The organism is Pseudomonas sp. RL_5y_Pfl2_73 (assembly GCF_963970515.1).
Taxonomy (GTDB): Bacteria; Pseudomonadota; Gammaproteobacteria; order Pseudomonadales; family Pseudomonadaceae; genus Aquipseudomonas.
The window spans coordinates 106,983-129,746 of sequence record NZ_CAXAPD010000009.1 but is presented as its reverse complement, the minus strand read 5'-3'; the positions used below and the strand labels follow the sequence as shown (position 1 = coordinate 129,746).

15 protein-coding genes are annotated in these 22,764 nt (G+C 61.6%); 3 read left to right on the top strand and 12 right to left on the bottom strand.

The window, feature by feature from the left end; all coding sequences use genetic code 11:
- Positions 1–9 precede the first annotated feature (9 nt).
- Positions 10–546, bottom strand: coding sequence for a hypothetical protein (locus AACY42_RS11310; protein WP_339479453.1), 537 nt, complete (start codon positions 544–546; stop codon positions 10–12).
- 153 nt (positions 547–699) lie between these two features.
- Here AACY42_RS11310 and AACY42_RS11305 point away from each other — a divergent pair, with 153 nt between their 5' ends.
- On the top strand, positions 700–930 hold the full coding sequence (locus AACY42_RS11305) for a hypothetical protein (protein WP_063321299.1): 231 nt from the start codon (positions 700–702) through the stop codon (positions 928–930).
- 173 nt (positions 931–1,103) lie between these two features.
- Here AACY42_RS11305 and AACY42_RS11300 read toward each other — a convergent pair whose 3' ends face one another.
- The 3 genes from AACY42_RS11300 to AACY42_RS11290 all read right to left on the bottom strand — a co-directional run bounded on the left by AACY42_RS11300 (position 1,104) and on the right by AACY42_RS11290 (position 7,163).
- Entirely contained in the window at positions 1,104–3,032 is a 1,929-nt protein-coding gene (locus tag AACY42_RS11300) for a hybrid sensor histidine kinase/response regulator (protein WP_339479351.1), read from the bottom strand.
- 142 nt (positions 3,033–3,174) lie between these two features.
- On the bottom strand, positions 3,175–5,514 hold the full coding sequence (locus AACY42_RS11295; protein ID WP_339479350.1) for an ATP-dependent DNA helicase: 2,340 nt from the start codon (positions 5,512–5,514) through the stop codon (positions 3,175–3,177).
- Positions 5,511–7,163 (bottom strand): VRR-NUC domain-containing protein, encoded by a 1,653-nt coding sequence (locus AACY42_RS11290; RefSeq protein ID WP_339479348.1) that lies wholly within the window; start codon positions 7,161–7,163, stop codon positions 5,511–5,513. The genes AACY42_RS11295 and AACY42_RS11290 overlap by 4 nt, the downstream gene beginning before the upstream one ends.
- Before the next feature lie 220 nt (positions 7,164–7,383).
- Between AACY42_RS11290 and AACY42_RS11285 the strand changes: the two genes are divergently transcribed.
- On the top strand, positions 7,384–7,608 hold the full coding sequence (locus tag AACY42_RS11285) for a YgdI/YgdR family lipoprotein (RefSeq protein ID WP_339479347.1): 225 nt from the start codon (positions 7,384–7,386) through the stop codon (positions 7,606–7,608).
- Between the two features lie 112 nt (positions 7,609–7,720).
- Here AACY42_RS11285 and AACY42_RS11280 read toward each other — a convergent pair whose 3' ends face one another.
- The 8 genes from AACY42_RS11280 to AACY42_RS11245 form a co-directional block, all read right to left on the bottom strand.
- Complete coding sequence (locus AACY42_RS11280; protein WP_339479346.1) at positions 7,721–9,574, bottom strand: polyurethane esterase; 1,854 nt, start codon at positions 9,572–9,574, stop codon at positions 7,721–7,723.
- A gap of 260 nt (positions 9,575–9,834) precedes the next feature.
- The gene (locus tag AACY42_RS11275) at positions 9,835–12,927 is read right to left on the bottom strand and encodes an autotransporter domain-containing protein (protein WP_339479345.1); all 3,093 of its coding nucleotides are present in this window, start codon (positions 12,925–12,927) and stop codon (positions 9,835–9,837) included.
- Positions 12,928–13,179: 252 nt separating this feature from the next.
- Entirely contained in the window at positions 13,180–14,529 is a 1,350-nt protein-coding gene (locus AACY42_RS11270; protein WP_339479344.1) for a TolC family outer membrane protein, read from the bottom strand.
- A 14-nt stretch (positions 14,530–14,543) separates the two neighbouring features.
- Positions 14,544–15,878 carry an HlyD family type I secretion periplasmic adaptor subunit gene (locus tag AACY42_RS11265; protein WP_339479343.1) on the bottom strand — a complete coding sequence of 445 codons (1,335 nt, stop codon included), beginning with the start codon at positions 15,876–15,878 and terminating at the stop codon, positions 14,544–14,546.
- Positions 15,875–17,674, bottom strand: a complete 1,800-nt coding sequence (locus AACY42_RS11260; RefSeq protein WP_339479342.1) for a type I secretion system permease/ATPase — start codon at positions 17,672–17,674, stop codon at positions 15,875–15,877. Before AACY42_RS11260 ends, AACY42_RS11265 begins: the two co-directional genes overlap by 4 nt.
- Positions 17,675–17,813: 139 nt before the next feature.
- Positions 17,814–18,236 carry an AprI/Inh family metalloprotease inhibitor gene (locus tag AACY42_RS11255; RefSeq protein WP_339479341.1) on the bottom strand — a complete coding sequence of 141 codons (423 nt, stop codon included), beginning with the start codon at positions 18,234–18,236 and terminating at the stop codon, positions 17,814–17,816.
- A 146-nt stretch (positions 18,237–18,382) separates the two neighbouring features.
- A complete protein-coding gene (locus AACY42_RS11250) occupies positions 18,383–19,840 on the bottom strand; it encodes a serralysin family metalloprotease (RefSeq protein WP_339479339.1) in 1,458 nt (485 codons plus the stop codon).
- A gap of 332 nt (positions 19,841–20,172) precedes the next feature.
- The gene (locus AACY42_RS11245; RefSeq protein WP_339479337.1) at positions 20,173–21,078 is read right to left on the bottom strand and encodes a LysR family transcriptional regulator; all 906 of its coding nucleotides are present in this window, start codon (positions 21,076–21,078) and stop codon (positions 20,173–20,175) included.
- A gap of 132 nt (positions 21,079–21,210) precedes the next feature.
- Here AACY42_RS11245 and AACY42_RS11240 point away from each other — a divergent pair, with 132 nt between their 5' ends.
- Entirely contained in the window at positions 21,211–22,674 is a 1,464-nt protein-coding gene (locus tag AACY42_RS11240) for an MFS transporter (RefSeq protein ID WP_339479335.1), read from the top strand.
- Positions 22,675–22,764 lie beyond the last annotated feature (90 nt).

The following is a 22,764-nucleotide window of genomic DNA, read 5'->3' as shown; positions in this document are numbered from 1 at the left end:
CAGTGTGTCTCACCCGCCAGGATCACCCATCTGGATATAGACCGAATACGCCCCCAACAGCACCCAGAAGGAGGCGAAGATCCACGGCGTACGCACCGAGAACAGCAGCGACTTGCGGTAGCCTTTGTGCGTCGACTCGCGCTCACTGAACAGCGGTGACTCGTCGTAGGCCAGGCCCATCAAGGGTTCGGCGCGCAATAACTCGCTCTGTTTGAAATGCCAGTGATCGATGATCTCGTAGGCCGCCTTGATGCCCGGCCAGGCATTGAGCGAACTCAAAAATCCCAGCAAGGACAGCAATGGCGGCACGATCAGCGTGAACAACTTGCCCCATTCCGGGTTCAGGTTGGCCATGCACGAAGCAAAGGCGATCACCAGGAAAGATTGGGCGGCCAGGTAAGCATCGGTTCGGTTAGCCAGGATGCTGGTTTCGTACTGGATCTCCCGGCGATAGAAATCCAGTCGCTCCTTAGGCGAGCCGAACAGCTTGGCGTTGTGTTCCGTCAGCTCTTCTTCCGGGGTGGGCACGGTGAGTATTCTGGGCATTGCGCAGGCGGCGTCTCGGTGATGATTCGAACTCATTAGAAAGACCCGGCGCGCGGCAAGTTCCAGCCAATGGACCACAGGTCCATCCAAGATCCGAGGAAACGCTCCGCAACCGCCAGGGTCTCTAGTTCGTAAGGGCAAGAGGACGCTTGTGTGGACTATCTTGGATGGGTGCAATGGCCAGCGATGCTCGTCACGGTGCTGGCCGCCTGGTTGATCGGCTCACGCCAACCGCGACGCCGGATGGCGGGATTCAGCTGTTTTATTGCCAGCAATATTCTGTGGGTGATCTGGGGGCTTCATACCCACGCGTATGCATTGATCGTGTTGCAGTTTTGCCTGTGTGCGATGAATTTGCGTGGGTTCAAGAAAAACACCGAATAGTGGCTGCTCTTGCGCTGTAGGCGCTGGCGAAGGTTCGGGCCGCGTTCGGACGATCTTTTGATCTTTCGTTTGGGACTCAAGTGTCTGGGGGAAGATCGCAGCCCCGTTTCACTCGACAGCTCCTTGTATCTACACAGCTCCCTCGCCACAGGAGGTGGACGTTACATTCCTGACTATTTCATCGTTTGCCCAATGATCTGCACCAGGTCAATCTGCTTGAACGGCTTGATCAGCCGAGGCAATTGCGCGGCAGATCCTTCCAGGCGTTCGGCATAACCGGTGGCCAGGATGATAGGCAGGGTCGGTTGGCGGTCGCGTAACAGTTTCGCCAACTGCGCACCGTCCATCTGTGGCATGGCCATGTCGGTGATCACAAGGTCGATGTCCGGGTTGCGCTCATACAACTCCAGTGCCTGGACGCCCGATGGCGCGCAAAGGACCCGGTGCCCGAGGTCTTCGATGAGCAGGCGCGTGCTGGTCAACACCAGGCTGTCATCATCGACCACCAGCACTTTCAACTCGTTGACCGGCTGTGTTGCTTGCTGGACCGACGCTTTGCCCGGTGCCGGGTTGTCAGCCACGGGTAGCCACAACTGCGCGGTGGTACCGACACCTTTCTGGCTCTTGAGCATCAGACGCCCCCCCAACTGCTCCGCCAGACCATGCACCATGGATAACCCCAGCCCCGTACCTTTTCCGACACCCTTGGTGGTGAAGAACGGGTCAACAGCCGAGGCCAGCGTCGCCTCGTCCATGCCCTCGCCTTCATCGGTAATCGCCAGGCAAATGTAGCGTCCGGGGGCCATCGGCTTATCCGGGGCCGCATCACACCCTTGCCGCTCATCGACAGCAATCATGAGCTGGCCACCATGGGGCATGGCGTCCCGGGCGTTGGTCGCCAGGTTGAGAATCGCCAGTTCCAGTTGGTTGACATCGGTCAACACCGGTGACAGTGCTTCGGCGAAACGGGTCTGGATGTGTATCGACGGGCCCAGGGAGCTTTGCAGCAGGCCGCTGATACCCTGCACCAGTGCCGATAGCTCGACCGATTCGTAGGTCAGTTTTTGCCGACGGGCAAACGCCAGCATGCGCTGAGTCAGCGAAACCCCGCGCAGTGCGCCCTGGGTCGCGTTGTCCAGCAATTGAGTCAGTTTCGGCTCGTCGGGCAGGCGCTTGCGCACGATTTCCAGGTTGCCAAGGATGACCGTCAACAGGTTGTTGAAATCATGGGCGATGCCGCCGCTGAGCTGGCCGATGGCTTGCAGTTTCTGTGATTGGAACAGCGCCTCGCGGGCCTGCTCGAGGGCCTCCTGGGCCTGAGTGGCATCGGTAATGTCGCGGGTGATCTTGGCAAACCCCAACAGCATGCCGGTGTCGCTGCGGATCGCATCGATGATCGCGTGGGCCATGAAACGCGTGCCATCCTTGCGCATGCGCCAGCCCTTTTTCTCGAAACGCCCTTCGCTGGCGGCGATGCTCAACGCGCGCTGTGGCTCGCCGTTATCGCGATCCTCGGGGGTGTAGAACATCGAGAAATGCCGGCCGATGGCTTCCGCCGGAAGATAACCCTTGATCCGCTGCGCCCCCAGGTTCCAGTTGGTGATCTGGCCTTGCGGGTCGAGCATGTAGATGGCGTAATCGGTGACGCTTTGCACCAGCAGGCGGAACTGCTGCTCGCTTTGCTTGAGGGTTTCCTCGGCCATCTTGCGGTCGGTCAGGTCACGGGTGATCTTGGCGAAACCAAGCAGGGTGCCGCTCTGGCTGTCGATGATCGGATCGATCACCACATGGGACCAGAACAGCGTGCCATCCTTGCGCACCCGCCAACCCTCGCCTTCAAAGCGCCCCTCATGCACTGCCGTGTCCAGTGCCCGTTGCGGCAGGCCGGCGGCGCGATCCTGATCAGTGTAGAAACGGGAAAAATGCTGGCCCAGTATCTCGGATTCCTCGTAGCCCTTGAAACGCCTGGCGCCGGAGTTCCAGCTGGTGATGATGCCCGAGGGGTCGATCATGTAGATGGCGTAGTCGACCACAGCGTCGATGAGCAGGCGAAAGCGCTGTTCCTCGTTCATGAGTGGGGTCTTGGAGTTGTTCTCAAGCATCTGGCCGGGGCATCCGTGTGGACTTTTTGCGGAGTATGGAACAAGTCTGGTGCCAGGAAAAACGATTGAGCGCTGGCAAGGTGTAAGCCGATGTCCAGCCTACCTCATTTATGGGAGCGGGCTTGCTCGCGAAAGCGGTGGGTCAGTCTGTGATGCAGGATGCACCGACGCCTTCGCGAGCAAGCCCACTCCCACAGGGAAAGTCGTGTGTTTCCTGGGTCACCGACCACCAACGCGGCAACAAGTGCTGCACCCGGGCCTCGCCGAACCGATCATCGATCAACATCACCACCCCGCGATCCTGCTGGGTACGGATCACGCGGCCGGCCGCCTGTACGACTTTTTGCAGGCCGGGATACAGGTAAGTGTAGTCGTAGCCATCGCCGAAGATCGCCGCCATACGCTGCTTCATCTGCTCATTGACCGGGTTGAACTGCGCCAATCCCAAGGTGGCGATGAACGCGCCGATCAGGCGTGACCCCGGCAAATCAATGCCCTCGCCGAACGCGCCGCCCAGCACCGCAAAGCCAATGCCTTGGCTGTGTTCCATGAACCGCTCGAGAAACGCCTGCCGGGGGGCTTCGCCCATGCCGCGCGATTGCGTCCAGAACGCAATTTGCGGGTACCGCTCGGCAAACAGCCCGGCCACTTGCTGCAAGTAATCGAAGCTGCTGAAAAAAGCCAGGTAGTTACCCGGGCGCTCGCGGAACTGGCGAGCCATCAACGCGGCAATGGGCTCCAGGGACGCCTGGCGATGGGCAAACCGGGTGGAAATGCGGCTCACAACCTGTACGTCCAGTTGTTCGGCCTTGAACGGCGACTCCACGTCGATCCATACCGTGTCGCCCGGCGTCCCCAACAAATCTGCGTAGTAATGCCGGGGGCTCAGGGTCGCGGAAAACAGCACCGTGCTGCGGGCCGCCGTCAGTCTGGGACGCAGGAATGCGGCCGGCACCACGTTGCGCAGGCACAGCGTAGACAAGCTGCGCTGGCGGCCGGGTTCGCGCTTGTGGATGTCGAACAGAAAGTGCTCGTCGAAGGTTTCCGCCACCCGGCCAAACTGCAAGGCGTCGAAGTAAAACGCCTGCAATCCGCTGTCCACGCCCAAGGGATGATCGTTGAGGTAATCGCCGATAGCCGTCGTGCAGGTGGCCAGGGACTGGAGCAGTTTTTCCGGCAGTTTTTCATAGGCTTGATAGGCCGCCACCTGAGGGGTATGCAAGGCGTTCCACTGACGATTGACCCTATCCAGGGATTTCTTCAGCGGTTCGGGGGCGGTTTTGCGCACGCTGGTCAGCGTGGCCTGGTCGAGGGTCGCGCTGTACATCTGTCGCCCGCGCTCCACCAGGTTATGGGCTTCATCCACCAAGGTCGCGACCGTCCAGCCGTTGGCCTGGGCCAGGCCGAAGAGCAACGCGCTGAAGTCAAAGTAATAGTTGTAGTCGGCCACCACCACGTCGGCCCAGCGGGCCATTTCCTGGCTGAGGTAATACGGGCAGACCTCATGGACCTGCGCAATCTCGCGCAACGCCGCCTGGTCGAGCAAGGTGACCTGGCTCGCCGCAGCCCGGGCGGCCGGCAAGCGGTCGTAGAAACCACGGGCCAGCGGGCAGGATTCGCCATGGCAGGCTTTGTCCGGGTGTTCACAAGCCTTGTCCCGGGCGATCATTTCCAGCACCCGCAATGGCATTGACGGCACGCCTTGGGTGATCACGCGCGCCGCATCCAGGGCCAGCTTGCGCCCTGGGGTTTTCGCCGTGAGGAAGTACACCTTGTCCAGTTGCTGTGGCGCCAGGGCCTTGAGCAGTGGGAACAGCGTACCAACGGTCTTGCCGATACCGGTGGGCGCCTGGGCCATCAGGCAGCGGCCAGTGCTGACGGCCTTGAACACCGATTCGGCCAAGTGCCGTTGCCCCGGCCTGAAACCCGCATGGGGAAATACCAGCGATTGCGCGCCGAGGTTGCGCGCCTGTTGATGGGCCATTTCCTGTTCGGCCCAGGCCAGGAACAATGTGCATTGCGCTTCGAAGAAGGCTTGCAGTTGTGTCGCCTCAAAACGTTGGGTGATGCAGGTTTCCTTTTCGCTGACGATGTCGAAGTACACCAGGGCCACGTCGATGTGCGGCAACTGCAGTTTCTGGCACATCAACCCGCCATAGATCTTCGCCTGGGCCCAATGCAGTTGGCGATGATTGGCGGGCTGCTTGGCCAGGTCGCCCCGGTAGGTCTTCACTTCTTCAAGGCAATGGCGAACGGGGTCGTAGCCGTCCGCCCGGCCTTTGACTGTCAGTGTCTGGTAAAGACCTTCGAGGGCCACTTCAGCCTGATAACCCTCGCTGCGCCGCGAGGCCACGGTGCGATGGCCAGCGATGCCTTCCAGGGCCGTGGGCGACGGCGTGAAACGTAAGTCTAGGTCACCCACCTTGGCGGTGAACTCACACAACGCTCTCACGGCGATGCTGTAGCTTGGCGCCGGGGTCATGCGCCCTGCCCCGCCCATTGCACGTAGCAAACGGCGACGGGCATCTGGTGTTCCTGACAGAACTCCAGCCAGCGCAGTTGGTTGTCTTGCAGGCGATCACCAGGACCTTTGACTTCGATCATCCGGTAGGTCTTTTGCTGCGGCCAGAACTGGATCAGGTCCGGCATGCCGGCACGGTTGGCCTTGATGTCCAACAGCAGCCGGTTAAACCACTGCTTGAGGTGTGCGGCTGGCAGGCAATCGAGGGCCTGGGCCAACAGTTCTTCGGACAGCGCGCCCCAGAACACGAAAGGCGACTGCACACCCCACTTTTCTGCGAAGCGGCGACCAATCGTGTCCCGATAGCGCCCGTCGTCCAGCTCGGCGAAGCAGGCCGCGAACAACTCAGCGCGACGGGCATGAAAGTCCTCGTTGAGCAGGTCCACCGGCCCGCGTTGGAACGGGTGGAAAAACGCGCCCGGCAACGGCGCGAAGATTGCCGGCCAGCACAGCAGGCCAAACAGCGAATTGATCAGGCTGTTCTCGACGTAATGCACCGGCGCGGTTTCGTCGTGCAGGTGGGCCTGGACGTGGTACTCCACCGACAAGGTCGGATCGACGCGCGGCAGGTGCAGCTCCAGGCGCTCCACTTCCCGGGCCATGCCCCGTGGCACCGGTGGCCCGCCCAATTTGCGCCGAAGACGGGGCACGATCCGCAGCAAGGCCTGGGTTTCGGCAGCACTTTGCGGTGCGAGGGCTGCCGCCTCGCCCAGTTCAAGGGCCAGGGCGTATTCGCCGATGCGCTCCAGCACCCGGACCATCCGCAGCCGCGCGCCGGGGTAGGTGCAATCACGATAGATGCCCAAGGCCAAGGCGAAGTCGCCGATGCGCTCGCCGTGCTGACCGATTTGGAACAACAACTTGCCCCGACGCCGCTGCAGCCATGGGTTGCCCAGGGACAGCTCATTGACCTGAGCGACGATGTCTTCCAGGGGCTCGCCGGCTTCGAAGCGTTGCTGGCAGTCGTGCAGGAACAGGCAGGCATCGACGTCTTCACGGCTGCGCAAGCCCCGTGACTCGGCGCTGAACTCGACGGTTTCGTAGGTAAAGATGCCCAGGTCCGCCAGGACGAATTCCGACCAATCCTGGTAAAGGTTGCCGAAAAACATCAACCGCAGCCGGTCACACAGATTCATGATCGTCAGGCTGTACAGCCGGTCATCCAGCTGCGGGCACCAGGCAGCGAACGACTGGGGCTGGTTAAGGCGTTCATCCAAGGTCTGGAGCCATTCGGTCTTTTTCGCCTTGGGGTGTTCGATCAGGTGGCCCAGGCACAGGAGGATTTCCGGTTTGAGCAGCACCTCGAACAGTTCGACGAGCCCTATGGGGGCCTGTTCCTCGACCCACCCCAGCGCCAGCAGTGGCGCAACGGCCGCGCCAATGTCACCGATTTCCGGGTAATGCAGCTTGCTATGACGGAACCGTACTCCCTTGCGCATCACCATCCGCACCAGCAAGCCCTGGGCGCCACGCGGCAACGCTGCAAAGTGTTCGATGAAGCGCTGCTCGTCGGCGCTGAGCACATCGGCATAACGCTGCGTCAACCAAGCGAGCACCTGCTGGAAGTTGTTCAGGTAGTAAAACGGATCGTCGAGGGAACGGACTGCCACGGAAAGAACGCCAAGGATATCGGGGTACTGGTTATGCATACAGATAACAGCTGTAAACCCGCCAGGCAACAGCAAAAGATGAACGGTCTCCTATATTTAAGGTTAAATCCTTCAACTAGCGATGAACTTTCCTACGGCAAGCGAGACCAATGGCCGTTAGCTAATGTGATGGCGCGGTCGAATCAGCTGCTCCGTGTCCTTTTGATGAGAGGTTATGGTTATGAACATCAGGTTTCTGGGCCTGCCCATGGTCGTCGCGGCATTTCTGGCTCTGGCTGGCTGCGCGTCGCCAACCGTGGTGACCTTGCAGAACGGTACCCAGTATTTGACCAAAGACACCCCCAATACCCGCACCGTCGACGGTTTCTACGAATTCGAGGATATTTCCGGCAGGAAAGTCCGGGTCCGCGCCGATGATGTAGCAACCATTCGCAAGGAAGACTGATTTCCAGTGACTCGCCTGCTGCACCGTCTTCGCGAGCAGGCTCGCTCCCACAGGGTCTGGTGGTGAACACGAGTAATCCATTGTGGGCGCGAGCCAGCTCGCGATGGCGATATCAGGCGAACACGATCCCTTCTCCACCAACCTGACCGAGACCAACGCCCACCAGGGTCACGGAACTGGCGCCGACCTTGAGCAGCGTGTCATTGCCCACTTGTGACAGGTACTGGCTGTAGTCATGACCTGCCCCGGCGCCCGGCACGCCGAGGAACACCAGCTTGTCCCCGGCGTCGTAACCGCTGACCCGGTCCTGGCCGAAGGCGCCGTTGAAGAGGAAGGTGTCACTGCCGCCGCCCGCTTGCATCCGGTCATTGCCCGCGCCGCCGACGAAGGTGTCGTTACCCGCGCTGCCCACCAACACATCATCGCCGTCCTGGCCGAACAGCCAGTCACCCTTCGCCCCCGCAACCAGGGTGTCGTTGGCTGCACTGCCCTTGATCGAAGAGGCATACGCCGTCAGGTTGGCGCCGGCCACCAGGCCATTAGCGGTGACGCTGTGGCTCACCTCATCCTTGAGCAGCCCCCAGAACAACCCCGACTCCTTACTGACCAGCGTGCCGATGTCGCGGGTGATGCTTATCGCGCCATGGGCGTCGCGCATATACAGCGTCCCGGCCCCGTCATGGGCGAAACTGAAATCCTTCACCGACTGCTGCAGTTGCAGGCTATTGCTGCCCTGCCCGCCCACGATCACGTTGTAGCCACCGCCATCGCGAAAGGTGTCGTTACCAGCACGGCCTTCCAGGTAGTCGTGACCCTGGCCGCCCTGGATCAGGTCATTGCTGTCGCTGCCGATGATGAACGTGCTGCCGGTGTGGGTTTCAGCATTTCGGTTGAGGTCCTGTACCCAGGTACTGGCGCGCGCAGGGTCCGACAGGTTGGCGACGATGATGGTGGAGTCTTTTTCGGTGAGGCCGTAGAACACCGAGTTCATGACCCGGCCCATGCCATCGCCATAGCCGGTAGGCAGGTGGGAAATCCAGGTGGGAATGTTGAGAATGGAAAACGGCAACACGTTCCATGCCGTCGAAGCGTAGTGGTCGTTGAAGCTGACGATGTTGTTGGTGGCCGATTCCTGTTGCCCATCGTGCACCCCCACCGAGGCAAGGTTGAATGTCGAGCCGTCCAGGGCACGGAACACCGGATCGTTCTCGTAACCGATGTTCAGGACCTTGTCGGTACTGCTCTGGGTTGGCGAGGCGTAGGCGATGTAGTTGGCACTGGAATAGAACCCTGCCCATTGGCTGGCACTCAAGTCCGCCAGGCTGTTGACCGCCAGTCCGCCCAGGCTGTGGCCGCTGACCAGCACGTCGTTGCCTGTCAGGCCATGGGCCTGGGCAAACTTTGCGACGTCCCCAAGCAGGTTGCCAAAGGCTTCGCCGACGTAGTTTTTCGCATAGTCCTTGGGCCCCAGCGCGGCCATCAGGTCGTTGATCACGTCGCCAATGGAATCGCTAATCAGGTTTTCCCGAGGGCCGCTGGTGCCGCGAAACGACACGCCGATTTCCTGCAAGTGGCCCTCGGCGTCGTACTTGCCGAGGATCTCTACCTGCGCGGTGGTGTACCCCGCTTTTTCACCGAAAAACGTCCCGCGGCCATCCACCTTGCCGGCGTAACCCAGTTGCGCGGCGCTGATGGGCGTCCAGCCAGCCTTCTGTACCGCCTCCAGGGCCAGTTTTTCCGAATCGGGATTCCACGGCACGCCGGGAATCACCCCTTGGGAGTCGGTGCCGCCCAGCAGCGCAGTCACCAGGGTCGCCGGCAGGCCGGCACCGAAGCCGTTGTGCTGGTAACCGGCGGCAAATCCGTGGTCGAGGTTGTGGTAGGAATACAGCATGATCGCCATTGCGTCGCTGACCAGTGCCTTGGATTCGGTGGTGCCGAGGTTCTTGTAGTCGTAGATACCCATGGTTGTTGCTCTCTTTTGTTGTTGGAATATTGGAAGCGGGCAAGCCCTGTAGGCGCTGCCGAAGGCTGCGATCTTTTGATCCTTGATCCTTGATCCTTGATCTTTGATCTTTGATCTTTGATCTTTGATGTTTCGTTTGAGATTCAAGTGTCGGGGGAGAGATCGCAGCCTCGTTGCACTCGACAGCTCCTACACAGTTCCACACAGCTCTTACACGGCGGCTATACGCCACAGAAGTGTGTGTTGATTTGCTCCCTTGGTCAGAACTGCCAATCCAGCGTCAGGCCCACGCCATGGGTTTTAGCCCGGGAGCCGAGCAGGCTGTTGTAATCGAGGTTGACCCGCACATCCTTGGCAACCGCGAGCCCGGCACGGGCACCGATCACGGCGGCGTTGCGGTCCATGGACACGCTCTGCACCGCGAAGGTGTTACTGCTGCCGGCCAATGCCAGGTTCTGCTCGGACGTGGTGCTACTCAGGTTGTGCTGCCAGCCGAGGGAGCCGGACAGTTGCAGTTGCTGTTGTTCCGACAGCGCCAGGGTGTGGCTAGCTCGCACGCCCAGGGTCGAGAGCACGGCATCGCGACGGTCGTCGCCAGCGTGAAGGGCTGCGTTGTCACCTTTCTCATGGAAGCTGTCGCTGTCCAGGTGTACATAGGCCAGGTTGGCAAACGGCTCCAGGGCTATCGGTTGCAAGTCGAGGCGATACGCCGCTTCGGTGAAGAACTGGGTGGTCCGGGCATCGCGCTTGGTTTTCTCGCGGCCGCTGACGTCACCCCATTGCAGGTCCCGCTTGACGTCGATGCGATGCCAGCTGTGGGCGCCGCCGACGGTCAGGCGCAGCGCGTCGATTTCATGCCCCAGGTAGGCCCCCAGGTGATAGCTGTCGGCCTTGGCCGAGGAATGGGTGCCGTCGCCCATGCTCAACGAACTGTCGCTGTAGCCGGTGACGAAGCCCAGTCGCGTCTGGTCGCTGATCAGGCCGTCGATACCGGCCAGCAGCCCGCCGATGGAGCTGGTCGTACCGGCATGAGCATGTCCGCCATCGCTCTTGCCCCAAGCCCCTAGCACCTTGAACCAGGCATTACTGCTGGCATCGGTCGGTGTACCGGCGTCGTACAGTGCGTCCTGACGCAGGCGATCCCCCACGGCGTCGCGCAATTGACGGCTGTCATTGATCAACAACGTGCCGATGGCCGGATGGATTTCACCCGACAGTTGCTGGAATGCCTGTTGCGCCACCGCGGCGCTGGGCGAAAGCAGCAAGGCTTCGTAGAGTCCGTTGCCCGCGCCCAGTTGTTCGGCGGCCGAGGCGACGGAGCGCTGGTTAGGCGTCAGGCCGAGGCTGGAAAAAGATGCATTGTTACGCTCGACCGCCAGTTGAATGCCACTGGCACTGTACGCCAGGTCCCCCCCCAGAAACGCATAGTTGGGCAAGACTTCAGCAAAACGCCCGTCAATACCATCGGCGGCCTGGAGGATATTGAACTGCTTGCCCAGCAGGCTTTTCACCTCGCCGGCCGTGAGCAGCGTCGGGCTGTTTTCCAGGGACAGCGACACCGTCGCCCCGTCAATGGAGGCCTTGCCGCCGGCAACGATCAGGTCGCTGGAGGTGGGCGAGACTTCCACCGCGTAGTTCGAACCGGGCTGGAACGTCACATCGCCGGCCACTTGCAGCGTGCCGATAGAGTTACCTGGAGCCACGCTACCGCCGCGGTTGGCGGTCAGGCTAGCGATGCGCCCGTGGCCACCGAGGGTGCCGCCGTCGTTGACTGTAACGGCCGACGCCAGCGAGCCATGGATTGCCAATCGTCCTTGATTGACCAGGGTTGGCCCACTGTAGGTGTTGGCGCCGGTGAGCACCAGGGTGCCGATGCCCTCCTTGGTCAACCCGCCGTGGCCGGCGATGTCGTTGCGCCAAACGTCCAGGCCACATTGGAGGCCACTGCACACCCGCTCCGTGGATTTTCCGGCATCGATGATCGCCCCCATACCCGGCAGGTCCGCCACGAACTGACCGGTGCCATAAGCGCCCTTGATGCGAAATGCCTCGGGAATGTCCTGCTCGGTCACCAGCATCGCCGGGCCGTCGATGGCCTTGCCCAGGTTGATCATGCCCCAGCCATACAACGAATCGACGCCCGGCGCGCCCATGTCCGTGGCGGTGGTGCGCAGCACGCTGGCGACCTGGGCGCCGGTCATGTACGGGAAACGCTCCATCAACACCGCCACGCTGCCGGCGACATGGGGCGCGGCCATGGAGGTGCCACTTTTGTTGGCGTAGCCGACGGTCAGGTCGTCGGCACGGGTGCCGCCGATCACGGCGCTGTAGACCCGGGTACCCGGTGCCGAAACGCAGAAGCTGGCGGTGTAGCCGCAGCGTGACGAGAAGGTGCTGATGGTGTACGGATCGGCGCTGGCGGTGTCGGGGTTGACTTGCAGCGCCGCCACGGTGAGCCAGTTCGGCGCGATGTCCGGCACAAAATACGCCAGGCCCGCGATGGCATCGGGGTTATTGAGGTTGTAGTCGTTGCCGGCGGCGAAGATCGTCACGATCCCGCTGCGAGCTGCGGCGATAGCGCCCTCGTAGGCGCCGCCGGGCTTGGTGCCCAGCAACGGCTTGATCTGGTCGAATTGCAGTTGCGCGTCCTGCACGGTGAAGTGCGGGAACGCCGGATCGCGGCCGCCCTGGTCGAAACGATCGGTGATGCCGATGCCCCAGCTGTTATTGATGATGCGTGCGTCGCTGGCGATCAACGCGTCCCAACCCGCCTTGTACACCGCGCCATCGTTGCCCAGGATGATGCCGTCCTCGGGGCCCGGGTCGCCGTTGTCGGCGCTGATGATCTGCGCATCGTACGCCACGCCGTGCATGGGGCTGCCATCGCGACTGCCGGCGGCGATCCCGCCGACATGAGTGCCATGGGAACCCAGCTTGCCATCGGAGCCCACGGTGGGTGAACCGTCGTAGCGGAACGCATCACCGGCCTTCACCGGAATGTAGGGGTCGGTGTACTCACGGAGGCCACTGGTGACCAGGGTCACGACTTTGCCGGTGCCAGAGAATTCCGGGTGAGCCGCGTAGACCGGCTGATCAAAGATCCCCAGCTTGACGCCCTTGCCGGTATACCCGGCAGCGTAGGCCTGCTGCGCATCGATTGCCCCCAGCCCCCATTCGGCGTTGAATTCACTGCTGCGCCAGCTGTCCGGGTTGCCCGCCCTGCCGCTCTCGACATAAGGCGCCGCCTGAGCCGTGCCCAAGGTTGCCAGGGCGCAGAGCACGGCGCGGTTGAGGGCCTTGAGCAGAAGCACCTGGCCGTTCTGTCCGGGCTGTTTTTTGTTATCGACTTTCATCACGAACCATCCTTAGTAACGCGTTATGGATTGCTACAACAACTCACCTGTGGCGAGGGGATTTAGCGAAGCTGTACAGTCGGGCGCGACTGTAGGAGCTGCCGAGTGCAACGAGACTGCGATCTTTCCACTGCCCATTGAGTCGAGAGCGAAGGGTCAAGATCAAAAGATCGTCCGAACACGGCCCAAGCCTTCGCCAGCGCCTACAGAGCACAGCGGGAGCAATCTCTGGCCACAAAAGCAACGCGCCGATCATTGAATTGGCGCCTGGGACACAAACGCCTCATCCACCTTCGCCAGGTCCTGCGGGCCGAGGGTGCCGGCGTAGTAATGCAGCTTGGTCCAGGCCATGAGGTAGTCGTAACGGGCCTGGGCCAGGTCACGGCGGGTGGTGTAGAGCTGTTGCTCGGCATTGAGTGCATCGAGGTTGACCCGCTCGCCGCCCAGGATGCTGTGCCGGGTCGAGACCACCAGCGCCTCGGCGGAGCTCAGGGCCTTCTGATAAGCGCGGAGTTTGTTCACCCCGGATACGCAGGCGCTGAACTGACGGCGCAGTTCGATCAGCGTCTCGCGGGTCTTGGCAGCCAGCTCGTATTCGGCCTGTTCCATGTTGCGGCTGGCCTGACGGGTCGACGCCGAGACCCCGCCACCGGCGTACAGCGGCACACTGACTTCCAGGCCGATGGTGTTGGTGTCGTAGCGCTGGTTGTAGGTGTTGCCACTTTCCGATTCGTTCTGGCGCATCGTCGCGTAGGCGCTGACCTTGGGCAGGTGCCCGGCGCGGTTGCGCTCCACCTCGAAACGCGCCACGTCGACCGCTTGGCGCTGGGATGCCAGATTGGGGTTGTTGCTTACCGCCAGCTCGTGCCAGGTGTCGAAACTGGCCGGCTGCAAGGCAAAGGTCTGGAAGGTGTCGTGCAGCGGGGCCAGGTCGCCGATGTCCAGGGCCGGAACGCCAATCAGCGAGCCCAGCTCGCGCAAGGTGGCGTCCTGCTCATCGCGCGCCTCGATCTCTTCGGCGATTGCCAACTCATAGCGGGCCTGCGCCTCGAGGATGTCGGTGCGCGTACCTTCGCCCTGGCGAAACAGATGCTCGTTCTGGTGAAATTGTTGTTCGAAGGCTTTTTTCTTGGCCTGGGCAATGTCGATCTGGTCCTGGGCGAACAGCGCCTGGGTGTAATGACTCAGCACCCGCACCAACAACTCCTGGCTCTTGCCACGAAAACTTTCGTCGGCGAACAACGCCTGGGCCACGCCTTTGCGGTAGGCCGCGTACGCCTCGTAGTCCAGCAGCGGTTGTTGCAGCGTCAGGCTGGAGCCGTAGCTGCTGTAGTTACGATCGTCATGCTGGCTGGCGCCGCGATCGTTGAGGTACGTGACCTTGGATTGGTTGCGCCCCTTGTTGTAGTTGTAGCCCAGGTGCGGCAACAGCCCGGCGCGGCCAATGATGCGGTTTTCCAGGCCCGCATCGCGCTCTTTGATCGCGCCCAGGTAGACCGGGTCATTGCGCAAGGCCTGCTCGTAGAACTCGAAGGGCCCCATGGCCCAGGCGTTGTTGCACACGGAAACGACCAGCACGGCCACCCAATAGAAACGCTTCATACCGCCGGACATCCTTATTCTTCGGTTAACGCAGAGCCGGCTCGGTCGAGCAGCGGTTTGAACAGGTAGTTGAGCAACGAGCGCTCGCCCGTGCGCACGAACATCTCGGCCGGCATGCCGGGCTTGATCACCAAGCCGTTGAGCTTGTCCATCGCCACGTCGCTGACGCTGCTGCGCAGGACGTAATACGGTGCACCGGTCTTTTCATCGAGCATCTGATCGGCAGAAATCAAGCTGACTTGCCCCGCCACCCTGGGCGTACGGTTCTGGTTGAAGGCGGTAAACAGGATGTCCACCGGCAAATGCGGGCCGACCTTGTCGATCAGGTGCACCGGCAAATGCCCTTCCACTTCCAGCCGCGTGCCCTGGGGGACGATTTCCAGCAAAGTGTCGCCCTGGCGCACCACCGCGCCCTCGGTATGCACCCCCAGGTTGACGGCGATGCCATCGGCGGTGGCGAGGATTTCGCTGTGTCGCAGCTCGAACCCGGCGGATTTCAGTTGCTGTTGCAGGGTTTCGCTCTTGAGCTGGGCGTCGGCCAACTGGCTGCGGACATCTTTCTGGTATTCCTCGTGATGCTGCTGCAGCTTCAAGCGCGACTCGACGATCCCCTGCTCCACTCGCCCGCTTTCGCCACTGTTCTGCGCCAATTCCTGCTGCACTTGCGACAGCTGGCGTTGATAGTCCAGCAGGCGGTTGCGCGGGATGTAGCCGTTGTCGGCCAAGGGTTGCAGGTTGCCAAGTTGCAGACGCAGGGATTCGGCCTGGGCGGTCAAGTCGCCGCGGGCCCGACGCATGCCCGCCAATTGCGCCGTGGCACCCTCGATGCTGGCGCGCAACGCCGCCTGCTCCCGGGCGAAGGCTTCGCGGCGGCTGCTGAACAGTTGCCGCTGGCCTTCAAGCACCAGGGCCAGGCGTGGATCGGGATCGCGACTCAGCTCAGCCGGGAAACTCACCTGCAACAGGTTGTCCCGCTCGCTTTGCCAGCGCGCCAGGCTCGCCCAGGTCATCCGGTACTGTGCCTGCAGTGATTGCACATCGGCGGCGGCCTGGGTCTGGTCCAGGCGGAACAGCGGCTGGCCCTGCTTCACCGCTTCGCCTTCGCGCACCAGGATCCGGCTGACCACGCCACTGCTCATCGATTGCACCGCCTTGCGCTTGCCTGAAACCACCACGGTGCCTTGCACGGGGATGCCCTGGTCCAGCGGTGCCAGGCTGGCCCAAGTGAAAAAACTGCCCGCGCCAACGAGCGCCAGTGCCCAGCCCATGCGCGTGAAGAAACGGGCGTCGCGCTCCGAGTGCTCAACGTCCTGAGAATGTTCAAGATTCATGTCGCGCTCCTTGCTCATACGCCACCCGGTTTGCTGGCAGCCTGATACTGGCGACTCATGCTCAGTCCGTTGGGGGTCGCCTGGGGACTGTTCGGCGGTGAGCTGCGCGACGCGTTGTCCTGTGAGCCCGAGTGGCCGGAAAGCGCCCGCAGCACTTGCTGGCTGGGGCCGAAGGCTTGTAGCCGGCCTTCGTCGAGCACCAGCAACTTATCGGCCTGGGCCAGTGCCGAGGAACGATGAGTGACCAGCACGACGCTGGTACCCTGGGCCTTCATCTGCGCGATGGCACTGGCGAGCGCCGCTTCGCCAACCATGTCGAGGTTGGAGTTGGGTTCGTCGAGCACCACCAGGCTCGGCCGGTCGTACATCGCACGGGCCAGCGCAACCCGTTGTTTCTGCCCGCCGGACAAACCGCCGCCGTCCTCCCTCAACACCGTGTCATAACCCTGGGGCAAGCGCAGGATCAACTCATGGACCCCGGCCTGCTGCGCGGCGGCGACGATTTTTTGCGGATCGGCTTGGCGAAACCGGGCGATGTTCTCGGCAATGCTGCCGCTGAACAGCTCGATGTCCTGGGGTAGATAGCCGATGTGCGGGCCGAGTTGCTCGCGATTCCAGCGATGAATGTCGGCCCCGTCGAGGCGCACCGTACCCGCGAGGGTCGGCCACACACCCACCAGGACTCGGGCCAGGGTGGACTTGCCGGAGCCGGACGCCCCCAGCACACCGAGCACTTCCCCGGCAGCCAAGCTGAAGCTGAGCTGCTGCAGCGTCGCGTGGCGTTGCCCTGGTGGCCCTGCGCTCACTTGTTCGAAGCTTACCTGGCCCTTGGGTGCTGGCAGCGTCATGCCGTCATCCTGGGGCGCAAACGCCTGCAACAGCGCGTCGAGACGACGGTAAGCCAGCTTGGCGCCGCTCCACTGCTTCCACACGGCGATCAACTGGTCGATGGGGCTCAATACCCGTCCCATCAGGATTGAGCCGGCAATCATCATCCCGGCGCTCATGTCGCCCTTGATCACCAGCAGTGCCCCCAAGCCCAGCACCAGCGATTGCAGGCACAGGCGAAGGGTCTTGCTCAGGGAACTGATTAGCGCACCGGTGTCGCTGGCCTGGTTCTGCTGGCCGAGAAACCGTGAGTGCACGGCAAACCAGCGGCTGCGCAGCGCGCCGAGCATGCCCATGGCCTGGATCGTCTCGGCGTTGTGCAAATGGCTGGTAGCCAGTTGAGTGGATTGTTGCGAGTAGACGCTGGCCTGCCCCAAGGCTTTTTTGGTCATGGCCTCGTTCAGGCAGGCCAGGCCGATCAGCAGCAGCGTGCCGACGGAGGCAAACACACCGAGCCACACGTTAAACAGGTAGATCACCAGCAGATAGATGGGAAACCACGGCGCGTCGAAGAACGCGAACAACGCCGGCCCGGTGAGGAATTGGCGAATATGCGTGAGGTCGCCCAGCGATTGCCCGGCATTGCCTTCACCCTGGCGCAGATTGCGCTCGAACGCGGCCTTGTAGACCTGGAGATTGAAACGTCTCTCCAACTGGCTGCCGATGCGGATGACCACGAAGCTGCGTACCATTTCCAGCAGCCCGATGAATACGAAGAAGCCGACGACCATCAATGACAACATCGCCAGCGTGGTCTCGTTCTGCGATGACAACCCGCGGTCATACACTTGGAGCATATAAATCGAAGGCGCGAGCATCAGGACATTAATCAGCGCGGTAAAACATCCGACACTGATCAGAATATTTTTGTAATCGCCCAGCGCTTTAAACAGCGGCGCCGCCGCAACGCTCCCTACCCTATTCATGATCTTCCTTGCTGTTGGCTTCACCCGCGAACGGACCGTTATTCAACTTACCAATCTTTGTTTTTCAATTCGGCCCACACCGAAACGCACGCCTGCTTAAACAAGCGCACTCTAATCAAGACTCAGCGGTACTCACTCGTTAATGAGCACTCTGGGATTTATTGCGCTCAAGCCTGAGTATCAAACCGGACTTCAACGTCATCTGATAATGATCTCCCTGATGCAACCCCAAGTGCGTTCGGGAGTTTTGTTTACCGATCAGGGAAAGTCCGTCGGGTTCGGTAAACCAACGCACCGGCTCATCCCCCAACCATTGACCCAGGCAATCGGTTTGCCCGCCCAGGGTCTGGTCCGCCTTGAGTTCGACGAGGCAACTGTTCGACGGTTTGTCCTGCATCGCCTGGGTTTGCGCATTGTCCTGCGGGCTCGACAAAACGGCCTGCCACTGACCGGCCAACTGCGAGGGTTCTGCTAACAACAGGCTGCGTGCCATGGCGACTTCTCCACAAAACATCATCAGCGTAGCGAGTAACCCGGCGGTTGCCTGGACGCTACTGGGCATGAATTTTCTACGCCTTTTTTTATCCTGGCCCGGGTCCTGTAGGCGCTGTCGAGCGAAGCGAGGCTGCGATCTTTTCGCTTGAGACTCAGGTGCCTGGGGAAAGATCGCAGCCTCGCTTCGCTCGACAGCGCCTACAGGGTTTGGCATCAGGCCACGATATCCGAGAACGCTGCCTGACCAACGGTGCCGACCAGGAAGTCAGCCACGCCATGCCCGGAGAAGTCCACCGACAGCAGACTGTTGCCACCCGATGTCGACAACACCGCATCGCCCGCCGCACCGGTGAACGCGCTCACGAAGTGCAGGCCCGCGCCCTGGGTGATACCGGTCAGGTCGATCTTGTCCAGGCCACTCACAAAATCGAGGATCTGGTCCATCGTCCCCGGTCGCGAATCGGAACTGGCGGCGAACACGAACGTGTCCGCCCCCGAGCCACCCCAGAGCTTGTCTGCACCGCCGCCGCCCCAAAGGATATCGTTGCCCGCGCCGCCCTTGAGTTCGTTGGCCACCGTGTTGCCGATCAGCAAATCGCTGCCCGAGCCGCCGATAGCGTTTTCGATGACGGCACCCTTGGCGATGGATACGTTGCCTACCATGCCGCCAACGTCGGAGAACGAGGCGTCATTGAGGTTGATTTTCTGGTTCTGGGTGAAACCGGAGAAATCCAGGGTATCGCGGCCGCCCGCGTCCCACACCGAAAACACCACTTTGTCCGACGACGAAGACGCGCTGAGAAAATCGCGACCGGTGTTGGAGTTGAAACCATAGGTCGAATCACCAGTACGGGTCGTGGTGTTGGCACCGTAGAGTTTCTGGATGGCCGCGATGTCATCCATCAGCGGACCGGAGGCGTAGGCTTCAACGCCGCCCTTACTGAAGTTCTGATTGGTATTGCTTTCGCTCCAGTAGCTCATGATGCTGTAGCCACGGGTGTCCTGACCATAAGTGGCGTCATCGTAGGTCGGGCTGCCTTCGCCTGCGTTGTAGTCACCGGGGTGGGCCAGGCCGAGGCTGTGACCGATTTCGTGGGTCAGGGTCTGGCGGCCGTAGTTGTTCAGCTCCGGGTTCTTGTTCTGGGTGTAGCTTCTGTTGATCAGGTACCAGGAGGTCCCGTCATAGCCGGCTCCCGTCCCCGGCAGATAAGCGAACGCCGCCGCGCCATCCTGGCCGCCGCTGTAGTTGCCGAAGGTCATGTGACCGTCGCCGCCGCTGGCTTTTTCGGTGAAGGTGAGATTGGCCACGTCCGCCCAGGATTGCATGGCCAGGACCGCCTGGCCTTTCTGCTGGGCACTGAACTGACTGAAGCCGCTGATCCCATGCTTGTACATGGTGCTGGAAGAGGCGGAAGTCAGGAAGGTGTAGGTCAGCTCGATCTTGCCGCTGCCGTCCCGGTCCTGGTAAGCCGCGCCGTCGCGCAGCAACTGAGTGGCCGCCTCGTCGACAGAGTACGACGGTTTGCCGTTGACGGTCAGGTTACCGCCTCGGTCGTATTGGTGGCTGAAACTATTGATCTGGTTGAACGCATTACTGGCCGCCGCCAATGATTGCGGCGCCCAGAGGAGTTGTTCTGCAGAATCAATAGCGCTGCTTTTGAGTTTCGACATAAACACACTTCCTTGTTTGCAAATGGAACAGTTTTAGTCAGACAGACAATCTCTGGCGAGATCGTCCTATCACTCGCCCAATGAGGACGTAAGAAACCTGACACAATTGGAAATCAAACGTCTAGCACTTTTTTTCATTCAATTTCACGCCCTGCCCTTAACGCCCACAAACAATAGGGTTCTGCCTCGTTAGTGCCAACACCCAACTTCAAGAATTGAGGATTGTCGGACAAAACTCTATTTAAATATTAAATATCGATAACTATCAATTTGCGGACGGTGTCGCACTTTCACCAACTAAGTGCCAGCGAAGTGCCATTAACCGACATCAACTAAACCTCTACGGTTTTACGTGCGCACACTTCCCGTAGGCAACCTCGGAGCCAACGATGCACAGGGTCGGCATCCATTCGCGGATGCCAGAGCATGGCGATCGTGAACCCAGGCACCGCAAACGGCAGTGCAAAACTGTACAGGCCCGTCCGCAGGCTTGCGGTGTAGCGTTCAGGCACGCTAGCGATCAGTTCACTGGAGCGGGCCAGCCCCAGCGCCGAGGAAAAACCTGGCACGGTGGTGACGATTTCCCGCGACAGATTCAACGCCGCCAGGGCCTGGTCGATGAGACCATGATCCAGGCCTCGCATCGACACACCCACATGCCCGCCTGCGGCATAACCGGCGGCACTCACCGCTGCCTGGCTCAGCGGGTGTCCCGCGCGGACCACGCCAATCAAGCGGTCGCTGAACAACGCCTGGGTTCGCAGTTCGGGGCTGGCGCCCTTGTCCACGACGGCGGTCTCCAGGTCCACGGCGCCTTCACGAAGCGCCGTGCTGTCCCGGTCAGTTTTTTCCACGAAACGCAGCCGCACGCCGGGCGCTTGCTCATGGATGCGAGTGATCAGGTCAATGGCAAAGTTCTCCACGAACCCTTCACGGGTGCGCAACGTGAACGTTCGGCTCAAGCGCCCGAGATCCGGGGTCGTCACTGGCCGCAGCACCGCCTGGGCCTGTTGCACCAGGTGGCTGACCTGTTCGCGCAACTCGAGCGCGCGGGGTGTCGGTACCAGCCCTCGCCCGGCCCGCACCAACAGGGGGTCGCCGGTGGTTTCACGCAACCGCGCCAGTGCCCGGCTCATGGCCGACGGGCTGAGCTGCAATCGCCGGGCGGCCCGGGCCACGCTACCTTCCGAGAGCAGCACATCAAGGGTGACGAGCAAATTGAGGTCAGGCGAGGACATAGCGGTATCTCGAATCGAACAGATGGCGTTTGTTGCAGCTATAACGTGCAAATGCTGCGTCTTCCGCCATGTTATGCCCAGGCGTAACGTTCTGACAGCTCCGTTTCGAGCGCCATGGATACAGGTGACACGATGAAACCCGTCAACACGCTACAAAACCGGCCGGCAACCGCGCCCGCACACCCACGCCTTTCACCTCGCTGGGCCCTGACCAGCCTTGGGCTCTCGACGCTGCTGGCCTCCCTTGGCGCCAGTGTGGCTGCGGTGGCGCTGCCGACGCTGGCCCATGCGCTGGGAGCCTCTTTCCAGCAGGTCCAATGGGTGGTGCTGGCCTATCTGCTGGCAATCACTACGCTGATTGTCAGTGTCGGCCGCTTGGGAGACCTGATGGGCCGTCGCAAGCTGCTATTGGCGGGTATCGCCCTGTTCACCTTGGCATCGGCGGTATGCGGCCTGGCGCCTTCGTTTTGGCTGCTGGTCGCAGGTCGGGCGCTGCAAGGCCTGGGGGCTGCCGTCATGATGACGCTGACCCTGGCACTGGTTGGCGAAACGGTCGTTCAGGAAAAAACCGGTAGCACCATGGGGCTGCTGGCAACGCTGTCGGCAGTGGGCACAGCCCTTGGACCGTCCTTTGGCGGCATGTTGATCAGCGGGTTCGGTTGGCCGGCCTTGTTCCTGGTCAACATCCCCCTCGGCCTGCTGACGCTAGGGCTGGCGTGGTACTCACTACCCGTGCGTGAAGTGCCGCCGAAGCCCGAAGGAGCCCACTTCGATGTAACCGGTACATTGCTGTTGGCAATGACGCTCGCCGCCTATGCCTTGGCCATGACCTCCGGTCGCGGGAGCTTTGGCGGATTGAACATTGCACTGCTGCTGATCGCGCTTGTGGGTGGCGGACTGTTCATCCGGGCCCAGTCCCGGGCTGCATCGCCGCTGATGCCCTTGACAGTGTTTCGCGACAAATCATTGGTATCAGGCCTGGCGACGAGCGCCCTGGTCGCGACGGTCATGATGGCGACGCTGCTGGTGGGGCCGTTTTACTTGTCCATCACCCTCGGACTGCCGGCGGCCTTCGTAGGGTTGGCGCTGGCCGCAGGGCCGTCGGTGGCGGCGCTGGCCGGAGTGCCTGCCGGACGCCTGACGGATCGCTTCGGTGTGCAGCCCATGCGGCTCGCCGGCCTGGCCACCATGGTCCTCGGCTGCCTGATGCTGTCACTGGTTCCCCCTGCCCTTGGCACCGTCGGCTACCTCACAGCGATCGTGGTAACGACCCTCGGCTACGCGTTCTTCCAGACGGCCAACAACACGGCAGTCATGGCCGATGTAGCGGCTCAAAGGCGAGGTGTCATCGCCGGGCTGCTCAACCTGTCGCGCAACCTGGGTTTCTTCACCGGCGCCTCCCTGCTCGGCGCGGTGTTTGCGGCGACGGTGGCGACGAATGACATCACCCGTGCCAGCCCTGCGGCCGTGACGAACGGCCTGCACATCACCTTCGCCGTCGCCTTGGCGATGGTGACCCTGGCCCTGCTCATCACCTGGAAAGGCCGCGAGCCAGAGGCATCGCCCAAGCCCCAGGACAACCCCAGTCAAGCGTGATGGCATTCTGGACATTACCGCTTAAGTCGTGATCCAGATCAAAAAAAGTGAACCAATCGCAAAACGGACTGAAAAAACCCGCATGAGTTT